Origin of the sequence: Arenimonas sp. (assembly GCF_019459675.1) — a bacterium.
GTDB lineage: Bacteria > Pseudomonadota > Gammaproteobacteria > Xanthomonadales > Xanthomonadaceae > Arenimonas.
Map to the genome: position 1 here is coordinate 1 of NZ_JAIBFH010000375.1, position 10,490 is coordinate 10,490.

8 protein-coding genes are annotated in these 10,490 nt (G+C 69.4%); 5 read left to right on the forward strand and 3 right to left on the reverse strand.

What is annotated here, in order from left to right:
* The 4 genes from K0M70_RS12480 to K0M70_RS12495 all read left to right on the forward strand — a co-directional run.
* On the forward strand, positions 1-1,231 hold a 1,231-nt coding region (locus K0M70_RS12480; RefSeq protein WP_290782422.1), incomplete at its 5' end, for a glutamate synthase-related protein.
* Entirely contained in the window at positions 1,228-2,649 is a 1,422-nt protein-coding gene (locus K0M70_RS12485; RefSeq protein ID WP_290782424.1) for an FAD-dependent oxidoreductase, read from the forward strand. The genes K0M70_RS12480 and K0M70_RS12485, both read left to right, overlap by 4 nt.
* Positions 2,650-2,672: 23 nt before the next feature.
* A complete protein-coding gene (locus tag K0M70_RS12490) occupies positions 2,673-3,053 on the forward strand; it encodes a hypothetical protein (protein WP_290782426.1) in 381 nt (126 codons plus the stop codon).
* A 46-nt stretch (positions 3,054-3,099) separates the two neighbouring features.
* Positions 3,100-4,587 (forward strand): AAA family ATPase, encoded by a 1,488-nt coding sequence (locus K0M70_RS12495; protein ID WP_290782427.1) that lies wholly within the window; start codon positions 3,100-3,102, stop codon positions 4,585-4,587.
* 8 nt (positions 4,588-4,595) lie between these two features.
* Here K0M70_RS12495 and K0M70_RS12500 read toward each other — a convergent pair whose 3' ends face one another.
* Genes K0M70_RS12500 through K0M70_RS12510 form a run of 3 tightly spaced genes read right to left on the reverse strand, consistent with a single transcriptional unit; the run spans position 4,596 to position 7,805 of the window.
* Complete coding sequence (locus K0M70_RS12500) at positions 4,596-5,075, reverse strand: isoprenylcysteine carboxylmethyltransferase family protein (protein WP_290782428.1); 480 nt, start codon at positions 5,073-5,075, stop codon at positions 4,596-4,598.
* Positions 5,076-5,080: 5 nt separating this feature from the next.
* Complete coding sequence (locus K0M70_RS12505) at positions 5,081-5,995, reverse strand: AEC family transporter (protein ID WP_290782429.1); 915 nt, start codon at positions 5,993-5,995, stop codon at positions 5,081-5,083.
* Positions 5,996-6,002: 7 nt separating this feature from the next.
* A complete protein-coding gene (locus K0M70_RS12510) occupies positions 6,003-7,805 on the reverse strand; it encodes a DUF885 domain-containing protein (RefSeq protein WP_290782432.1) in 1,803 nt (600 codons plus the stop codon).
* 68 nt (positions 7,806-7,873) lie between these two features.
* On the opposite strand from K0M70_RS12510, the gene ggt reads away from it, so the two are divergent.
* Positions 7,874-9,577: a gamma-glutamyltransferase gene (gene ggt / locus K0M70_RS12515; RefSeq protein WP_290782434.1), complete on the forward strand. Its 1,704-nt coding sequence runs from the start codon at positions 7,874-7,876 to the stop codon at positions 9,575-9,577.
* Positions 9,578-10,490: the final 913 nt, after the last annotated feature.

The following is a 10,490-nucleotide window of genomic DNA, read 5'->3' on the forward strand; positions in this document are numbered from 1 at the left end:
CCTCAAGACCGGGCTGGACGTGGTGAAGGCCGCGATCCTGGGCGCCGAGAGCTTCGGCTTCGGCACCGCGCCGATGGTGGCGCTGGGCTGCAAGTACCTGCGCATCTGCCACCTCAACAACTGCGCCACCGGCGTGGCCACGCAGGATCCGCGCCTGCGCGCCAACCATTTCACCGGCCTGCCGGAAATGGCGATGAACTTCTTCCGCTTCGTGGCCGAAGATGTGCGCCGCTGGCTGGCGGTGCTGGGCGTGGCGCGCCTGGAAGACCTGATCGGGCGCACCGACCTGCTGGTGCAGGCCGCGGGCGACACGCCGCGCCAGCGCAAACTCGACCTGTCGCCGATCCTGGCCGCGGCCGACGCCAGCAGCGGCGGCGCCCGCTTCTGCACGCAGGCCCGCAATGCCCCGCGCGACGTGGGCGCGCTGGCCTCGCGCATGCTGGCCGACATGGGCGACGCCATCACCCATTCGCGCGGCGGTGAATTCCACTACGACGTGCGCAACGACGACCGCAGCATCGGCGCGCGGCTGTCGGGCGCGATCGCCCGCGCGCACGGCAACGCCGGCATGGCCGAGTCGCCCATCACGGCGCACCTGCGCGGCCACGCCGGCCAGAGTCTCGGCGCATGGAATGCCGGCGGCCTGCAGCTGCACCTGGAAGGCGACGCCAACGACTACGTGGGCAAGGGCATGGCCGGCGGCCGCATCGTGCTGCAGCCGCCCGCGGCGTCGCGCTTCGTGGCGCGCGACACGCCGATCATGGGCAACACCTGCCTGTATGGCGCCACCGGCGGCGAGCTTTATGCGGCAGGCCGCGCCGGTGAACGCTTCGGCGTGCGCAATTCCGGCGCGCTGGCGGTGGTGGAAGGCGTGGGCGACCACGGCTGCGAATACATGACCGGCGGCGTGGTGGCGGTACTGGGCCGCACCGGCCTGAACTTCGGCGCCGGCCTCACCGGCGGGCTGGCCTACGTGCTCGACATGGACCGCGACTTCGTCGACCGCTACAACCACGAACTCATCGACGTACTGCGCATCACCCCCGAGGGCATGGAGCACCATCGCCACCACCTGCGCACGCTGCTGCGCACGCACGTGGACCTGACGGGCAGCGCCTGGGGCGCCCAGCTGCTGGAGGAATTCCGCGACGTCGCCGGACGCTTCTGGCTGGTCAAGCCCAAGGCCGCCAGCCTGGAGTCGCTGGCCGAAGAACTCAGGCGCGCCGCATGAAGGCCAACCCCTTCCAGTTCCTGGAGATGCCGCGGCGCATGCCGCGCGAACTGCCGGCGCCGCTGCGCGTGATGGGCTGGCAGGAAATCTACGGCGGCTTTTCCGCGCCCGAGGCCGCCGACCAGAGCGGACGCTGCCTGGACTGCGGCAACCCCTACTGCGAGTGGAAGTGCCCGGTGCACAACTACATCCCGAACTGGCTGGCGCTGGTGAAGGAAGGCCGCCTGTTCGAGGCCGCCGAACTCGCGCATGAAACCAACCCGCTGCCCGAGATCTGCGGCCGCGTCTGCCCGCAGGACCGATTGTGCGAAGGCGACTGCACGCTCAACACCGGCTTCGAGGCGGTCACGATTGGTTCCGTCGAGAAATACATCGTGGACGAAGCCTTCCGGCAGGGCTGGCGCCCGGACCTGTCGCACGTGGTGGCCACCGGCAAGCGCGTGGCCATCATCGGCGCCGGGCCCGCGGGCCTGGCCTGCGCCGACCGCCTGGCGCGCGCAGGCATCGAGGCGCACGTGTTCGACCGCTACGAGGAAATCGGCGGGCTGCTGAGCTTCGGCATCCCGGCCTTCAAGCTCGAGAAGCACGTGATTGAAACCCGCCGCGGCGTGCTGGAAGCCATGGGCGTGCGTTTCCACCTGGGCGTGGAGGTGGACGCGGCGATGGGCCATGCATTGATGCGCGACTACGACGCGGTGTTCCTGGGCACCGGCGCCTACACGGCGGTGGACGGCAAGCTGCCCGGCCAGGACCTGCCCGGGGTGCTGCCGGCGTTGCCCTTCCTGGTGGCCAATGCGCGCCGGCTGCTGGGCAAGCCACACCGCGACGATCCGCCCTTCGACCTGGCCGGAAAGCGCGTGCTGGTGCTGGGCGGCGGCGACACCGCCATGGACTGCGTGCGCTCGTCGCTGCGCCTGGGCGCGGCCGAAGTCACCTGCGCCTACCGCCGCGGCGAAACCGACATGCCCGGGTCGCGCCGCGAAGTGAAGAACGCCCGCGACGAAGGCGTGCGCTTCGTATTCAACCGCCAGCCGCTGTCCATCGAAAGCGGCCTGCGGGTGGACGGCAGCCTGCAGGCCATCGGCGTGCGGCTGGTTGAAACCCGCGCCGCCGCCGGTCGCGGCGGCGCCCCCGCGCACCGGCCCCGCCGCGCAACCCGCCACGAAGCCGCCCGGGGGATACGGGCCTTCGGCATACGCCCCACCCCCCCCGCCGCGGGGGGGCCCTACTGCGGCGTGCCGCCCACCCCCCACGGCCGCGTGGTCACCAACGGCCTGCCCGGCCGCACTGGCCACGCCAAGGTGTTCGCCGGCGGCGACAACGTGCGCGGCGCCGACCTGGTGGTCACGGCGGTGCACGACGGCCGCGAAGCGGGCGTAGCCATCGCCCGCCACCTGCTGGCACCGGCCTGCGCATGACGGCGCCGCGCCGCGGATGGGGCATGGCCTTGCTGCTGCTGGTGCCGGCGGTGATCCACCTGCTGCCGCTGTCGGGCGTGCTGGGAGCCGAAGCGCTGGCGCGTCTTTACGGCATGGACTTCAGCAACCCCGACCTGCAGATCCTGATGCGGCACCGCGCCGTGCTGTTCGGCCTGCTGGGCGGGCTACTGCTGGTGGCGGCGTTCCGGCCGTCGCTGCAGGGCGTGGCGATCGTGATGGGGCTGGGCAGCGTGCTGTCCTTCCTGGCGCTGGCCCTGGGCGTGGGGGGCTACGGCGACGCCGTGGGCCGTATCGTGCTGGCCGACACCCTCGCGCTGCCGTGCCTGGTGGCCGCGGCGCTGGTGAAATGGCGGCGCCCAGGCCCGCCGGTAGACCTGTTCTGAGGACGGCGTCCGGTATCATCACGGCCTTGCCACGCAAGGGCCGAGGATGAGCGAGCTGCAGGACCTGACGTCGTTGATCCGCGCCAACACGGCGCTGGTCGTCATCGAGACGCCTGACGAAGGCCGGGTGGTGGACCTGTTCATGCACGTGCTGATGCAGGTGTGGCGGCCGCTGTTCCGCTGGTCGATCACCGAGGGCCTGCGCCGCGTGGACCTGCACGGCGAAGACGCCCCGCTGTCGCCGCCCGACGCCACCGCCACGCTGCGCACCATCCGCGGCATGGACCAGCGCGGTATCCACCTGCTGCTCGATTTCCATCCCTACCTGGGCTACGCCACCACCCAGCGCATGGTGCGCGAGCTGATAGACCGCCGCGACTGCAAGGAGCACACGCTGGTGCTGGTGGGCGCCAAGATCGAATTGCCGCCCGACCTGGAACATCTGGCGGTGCGCTTCTCGCTGCGCCTTCCCGATGAAAAGGCGCTGCTGAAGCTGGTGCAGGACGAGGCCGCGCTGTACGTGCGCGAGCACGGCGGCAAGCGCGTGGAAGTCGACCAGGACGCGCTGAAGATGATCGTGCGCAACCTGCGCGGCGTGTCGCTGATGGAGGCGCGGCGCCTGGCGCGGCACCTTATTTTCCGCGACGGCGTGATCAGCGCCAACGACCTGCCGGAGCTGGCCAAGCTCAAGTTCGAACTGCTCAACAAAAGCGGCCACCTGCACTTCGAGTACGACACGGCGCGCTTCTCCGACGTGGCCGGCCTCACGCGCCTGAAGGCCTGGGTGAACCAGCGCCGGGCCGCCTACAGCAGCGAGGCGCTGCCGGTCGGCCTGGACCCGCCCAAGGGCATCCTGCTGCTGGGCGTGCAGGGCTGCGGCAAGTCGCTGGCGGCCAAGGCGGTGGCCGGCGGCTTCGGCGTGCCGCTGGTACGGCTGGACTTCGGCACGCTGTACAACAAATTCCACGGCGAAACCGAGAAGAACCTGCGCGACGCGCTCGCCTCGGCCGAGCAGATCTCGCCCTGCGTGCTGTGGATCGATGAGCTGGAGAAGGGCCTGGCGGCATCGGGCAGCAGCGAGGACGGCGGCGTTTCGCGGCGCGTGCTCGGCTACTTCCTGACCTGGATGGCCGAGCGCAAGTCACGCGTGTTCCTGGTGGCCACCGCCAACGCCGTGCAGGACCTGCCGCCCGAACTGCTGCGCAAGGGCCGCTTCGACGAGATCTTCTTCGTGGACCTGCCCAACCACGCCGCCCGCGCCGAGATCTTCCGCCTGCACCTGGCCAAGCGCGAAGTGGACTGGGAGGGCTTTTCACTGGATGCGTTGGCCGGGGCGGCCGACGGTTTTTCCGGCGCCGAGATCGAACAGGCCGTGGTCAGCGGCCTGTACTCCGCCCACGCCGCGGAAACCCCGCTGGACGAAACCCGCCTGCTGGGCGAACTCGGCGCCACCCGTCCGCTCAGCGTGCTGATGGCCGAACAGGTCAACGCCCTGCGCGAATGGGCCCGCACCCGCACCGTCCCCGCCGACTGAGCCCGTTGCTAGAACCAGCGGCGGACGCGGGTGCAGTAGTCCAGGTAGGGCTGGCCGAAGTGCTGCGCCAGGTAGCGCTCCTCGCGTGCGATCACGTAATAGCGGATCACCACCAGCACCGGCACCAGCAACAGCAGCGGCCACAGGGCGTTGAACATCAGCGCAACCGTGGCGTAGGCCAAGGCCATACCCAGGTACATCGGATTGCGGGTGTGGCGGTACAGGCTGTCCTCCACCAGGGCGGTGTCTTCGCGCCAGGGGCGGGGGTCGTTGCTGCGGCGGCGGAAGCTTCGCAGCGAACTGGCCAGCAGCCACACCGCCACCAGGCCGAAGGCGAAGGCGTGCAGGTGGATCCAGGTTTCGCGCGACGCATCCACGATAGGAAGCGACACCCACCAGCGGTCCAAGGCAAAGCCTGCGACCAGTCCCGACAGGTAGATCACGGGTGGCGGCAAACGCACGCCGGGTCCTTCGTGTTCACGTGCCATGGCGGTCAACTCCAGTGCTTCAGCAGCCAGGCCCAGGCGGGCAGCGTGATCAGCGACAGCAGGATGCCATAACCCACCATGGCCGCCGCCAGGCCCGGAGCCAGGCGATGCGAAATGGCCAGGGCCGCGGCGGTGATCATCGGCGGCATCGCCGATTCCAGAACCACCGCGTCGTGCTGCACGTCCTGCAGGCCCAGCAGCGGCGCGATGCCCAGCGCGATCAGCGGCATCACGGCCAGCTTCAGGGCCAGGCCCGTCGCCAGCGGCTTGAGCTCGTCGCGCGGCAGCTTGAGCTGCAGGCTCAGGCCGATGGCCAGCACCACCAGCGGCAGCAGGGCGTCGGCCAGCCGCTGCAGGCCGCCGGCAATCCAGGCCGGCGGCGTTTCGGGCATCAGCGTCAGGCCCAGCACCAGGGCCAGGAACGGCGGGAACGTGGCGATGCGGCGCGCGATCAGGCCGGCCGTGGGCTTGGCGTCGCCGCCGTAGCGCGCCAGCACGTAAAGCCCGAACGTGGACAGGATCAGGAAGGCGCCGAACTGATCGTAGATGACCGCGTACGGCAAGGCGTCTTCGCCCAGCAGCGCCCGCACCAGCGGGTAGCCCAGGAAGCTGGTGTTGCCCAGCGCCACGCACAGCAGCAGCACCGCGTGTTCGTCGGGGCGCAGCTTCATCACGCGCGTGGCCAGCGACACCAGCGCCACCGTCGCGGCCAGCAGCAGCCAGGGAACAGCCCCCACGGCCAGCACCTCGCGGCCGAGCTCGCCCCGCGGCGCATAGATCAGCACCGACGCCGGCAGGCAGACGTACAGCACCACCTTGTTCAACACTTCGGCGGCGCTGTCGGGAAACACGCGCAGCCGCTGGAACACCAGCCCCAGGGCCAGCATCGCCAGGATCAGGGCGAAGGCGTCGAAAGCCATGCGCCGATCAGGCCGCGGGCGCGGCTTCCTTCTGGCGGGCGATCCACTCGCGGATCTTGACCTGCAGCACGCCCATCGGCAGCGCGCCGTCGGTCAGCACCTGGCGGTGGAAGGCGCGCACGTCGAACCTGTCGCCCAGTTCGGCCTCGGCTTCGGTGCGCAGTTCGCGGATCACGCGCTGGCCCACTTTGTACGACAGCGCCTGGCCGGGAATCACGATGTAGCGCTCCACCTCGGCCACCACGTCCGACTCGGCCATGGATGAATTGGCCATCATGTAGTCGATCGCCTTCTGGCGGCTCCAGCCCAGGTGGTGCAGGCCGGTGTCCACCACCAGGCGCATCGCGCGCAGCTGCTCGTCGCTCAAGCGGCCGTACCACTGGTAGGGGTCGGTGAAGAGGCCCAGCTCCTTGCCCAGCGACTCCGCGTAAAGCGCCCAGCCCTCGGCGAACGCGGTGTAGCCACCGAAGCGGCGGAAGGCCGGCAGCGACTCCACTTCCTGCTGGATCGAGATCTGGAAGTGGTGCCCCGGCGACGCTTCATGGATGGACAGCGTTTCGACCAGGAAGTTGGGCTGGGCCTTGAGGTTGAAGGTGTTGAGGTAGAACACGCCCGGGCGCGAGCCGTCCGGCGTGGGCGCCTGGTAAGACGCACCGGCGTCGGTCTGGGCGCGGAAAGCCTCGACTTCGCGCACTTCGTAATCGGCCTTGGGAAACACGTCGAACAGCTTGGGCAACAGCGGGTTGATCTTGTCCTGCACGTCGCGATAGGCCTGCACGGCCTCTTCGGGCGTCTTGAAGTAGAACTGCTCGTCGGTCTTGAGGAATTCGAAGAACGCCGGAAGGTCGCCCTTGAAGCCGACCTGTTCGCGCACGGCGTTCATCTCGCCCAGGATGCGCGCCACTTCGTCCAGGCCGTACTGGTGGATGGCATCCGCGCCCAGGTCGGTGGTGGTGTTGGTGCGCACCATCAGCGCGTACCAGGCGCGGCCGTCGGGCAGTTCGCTCATGCCGACGGTGTCGCGTGCGGCGGGCAGGTACTCGTCGCGCAGGAAGTCGCGCATCTTCGTGTAGCCGGGCACCAGCACGTCGCTGATGGCGGCGCGGTAGGCGGCCGTCAGGCGTTCACGCTCGGCGGGCGGGAAGTCGGCGGGCATGGTCTTGATCGGGCCCCAGAACACGCTCTGCTCGGGCGTGTCCAGGATGTGCACGCCGAACTGCGGAATGATCTTCTCGACCACGGGCCGTGGCTGGGTGACGCCGGCGGCCATGCCCGCGCGCAGGTTGGCGATGACGCCATCGTTGATCACGGGGAAGCGGGCGATGCGCGCCAGGAAATCGTCGTAGTGCTTGACCTCGCGGAAGGGCTGGATGCCCTGGCCCGAGCCCAGCTGGGCGAAGAAGCTGCCGTGGTTGCCGAACTGGGTCACGGCCAGCATCCAGCCCGGGAAGCGGTTGGATTCGAGCGAGAGTTCGCGGTCGCTGATGAACACGTCGCGGCTCAGGCGATGCTGGCCGGAAAGCGCGTCGCGATCCAGCGCCTGCACGCGGGCCAGGAAGTCGCGCTCCCGCGCTTGCGTTTCCACCCGGAACGCCTCGGTGGTGAAGTCAGGCAGCTGGTCGTTGTAGCGCAGGTCGCCCAGGGCGGTGGCGAAAATCGGGTTGGCCTTGAGCTCGGACTCGTGCCACTGGGCCAGCAGCGCATCGAGCTGCCGGGCGGCGTCGGGCGCGGCGGCGGGCGCAGCCTCGGGCTCGCGCGCCCAACCGGGCACGGCCAGCAGGCAGGCAAACATCAGTACCAGCAGGCGCATCGGGAGTCCTTCGCTTTGGGGCAGGGGGAGTGCGCTATCTTCTCGCAGTCCTTGTCCGGAGCCTACCGATGAAAGTCATGCCTGCCGCAGTTGTCTTCCTGGCCACCCTGCTGGTGGCGCCCGCCCACAGCGCGGACCGCATCACCGGGCAGGCCTTCGCCACGCGCTCGGAGGTGTTCGCGCCCGAGGCCATGGCGGCCACGTCCCACCCGCTGGCCACCCAGATTGCGCTGGAGACGATGCGCCAGGGCGGCAGCGCCGTGGACGCCGCCATCGCCGCCAACGCGGCGCTGGGCCTGATGGAGCCTACGGGCAACGGCATCGGTGGCGACCTGTTCGCCATCGTCTGGGACCCCAAGACCAACAAGCTGCACGGCTACAACGGCTCCGGGCGTTCGCCGCGGGCGCTGAGCCTGGCGTGGTTCAAGGACAAGGGCTACACCGACATCCCGCCCCATGGCCCGCTGCCGGTGACCGTGCCGGGCACGGTGGACGGCTGGTTCGCGCTGCATGAGCGCTTCGGCAAGCGCACCATGGCGCAGAACCTGGCGCCCACCGTGGCCTACGCCCGCAAGGGGCATCCGGTGCACGAAGTGATTGCGTACTACTGGGCCCGCAGCGTGCCGGTGCTGTCGAAGTGGCCGGGCTTCACCGAGCAGTTCACCATCGACGGCCGGGCGCCGGCCAAGGGCGAGCTGTGGCGCAACCCGAACCTGGCCAACACCCTGGAAACCATCGGCCGCGACGGCCGCGACGCGTTCTACAAGGGTGACATCGCGCGCCGCATCGACGCCTACTTCAAGGCCAACGACGGCTTTCTGAGCTACGACGACCTAGCCGCGCACCAGGGCGAATGGGTGGACCCGGTGAGCACGAACTACCGCGGCGTGGACGTCTGGGAGCTGCCGCCCAGCGGCCAGGGCATTGCCGCCCTGCAGATCCTCAACCTGCTGGAAGGCTACGACTTTTCCAAGATCGCCTTCGGCAGCGCCGAGCACGTGCACCTGTTCACCGAAGCCAAGAAGCTGGCCTTCGCCGACCGCGCGCGCTACTACGCCGACCCGGCCTTCCATCCCGCGCCGGTGTCCTGGCTGATTTCGAAGGAATACGCCGCGCAGCGCCGCAAGCTGATCAACCCCGACCGCGCCGCGCGCGCCGTTGACGCCGGACGCCAGCTCAACCAGGGCGACACCATCTACCTCACGGTGGCCGACAAGGACGGCATGATGGTGTCGCTGATCCAGTCCAACTACCGCGGCATGGGCAGCGGCATGGCCGTGCCCGGCCTGGGCTTCATCTTCCAGGACCGCGGCGAGCAGTTCGTGCTAAAGGCCGGCCATCCGAACTCGTTCGAACCCGGCAAGCGGCCGTTCCACACCATCATCCCGGCGTTCATCACCCGCGACGGCAAGCCCTGGGTCAGTTTCGGCCTGATGGGTGGCGCCATGCAGCCGCAGGGCCACGCGCAGATCGTGATGAACCTGGTGGACTTGGGATTGAACCTGCAGGAAGCCGGCGACGCCCCGCGCATCCAGCACGACGGCAGCACCGATCCCGCCGGCCAGATGGTGGCCATGACCGACGGCGGCGTGCTCAACCTGGAAACCGGGTTCAGCTACGACACCATCCGCGCGCTGATGCGCAAGGGCCACACGGTGGAGTTCGCCGACGGCCCCTACGGCGGCTACCAGGCCATTGCCCGCGACAACGACAGCGGCGTGTACACCGGCGCCAGCGAAAGCCGCAAGGACGGGCAGGCCGCCGGCTACTGACCAACGCTGCCGCCATCCGCGGCGCGGCCGGTCCGGATCTTCTGGTTGGCTGGACGAAAGGCCCGCGGCCGCGCGCTCCGGCGCTTGCGCGTGTCGGATCCGGACCAAGGCCGGGCATTTTTCTTGCGGCGCGGGTTTGGCTGACCCGGCTGCGGTGCTTGCGGCGGGCTCGCCACCCGCGCGCGTCCCTTCGGACGCGGAGTGGAAGTCCGGGGCGAGCTGGGAAGGTGGCCAGACCGGAAGACCTATCCGCCCGGCGGCGGGTGTGGGTTCGGGGCAGGCACGACGACACAGCCGTGGCTTGATGCGTGATCCCGGTGCGCCGCAGCTTGATGGCTGCAGGTTCGGCAACCGGATACCGTCCACTGATTACCGACAATTGACAGCCGACAGCTGACTACCGCCGGATGGCTGATCGCTAATCGCTGTGGCTGTTGCCGTTGCTTTCAGGGCGAGGCCTGACCGCGGTTCTCGCCTTGGCCCGATGCCCCGGTGTGCGCGCCAGAATCCCACACCCGCCGCCGGGCGGATAGGTCTCCCGGTCTGGCCGTCTTCCACGCTGGCCAGGCCGAAACACCTCGCGTCCGAAGGTACGCGCGCGATGGACGCGCAGGAGATGCTGGCCCCGGCCGGGTCAGCCAAGACAGGTCTGCAGGAAAGATGCCAAGCCTTGGTCCTGATCCAACACGCGCAAGCGCCGAAGCGCGCAGCCGCGGGCCGTCCGTCACGAAAAAAGTCACCCCGCACCGGCGGCGCCGTGGAAGCGAGGGTCACTTACTGCGATTTAAAAGGCTCTGCCATGAGCAGGAAGTGACCCTCGCTTCCGCGGTGGCGCCGGCACCGTAACCATTCACTTGGGCGAAGAACCTTTTTTCAAGCAGCAGCGCCGTGCACTTTGCGCACGCGCCAAACC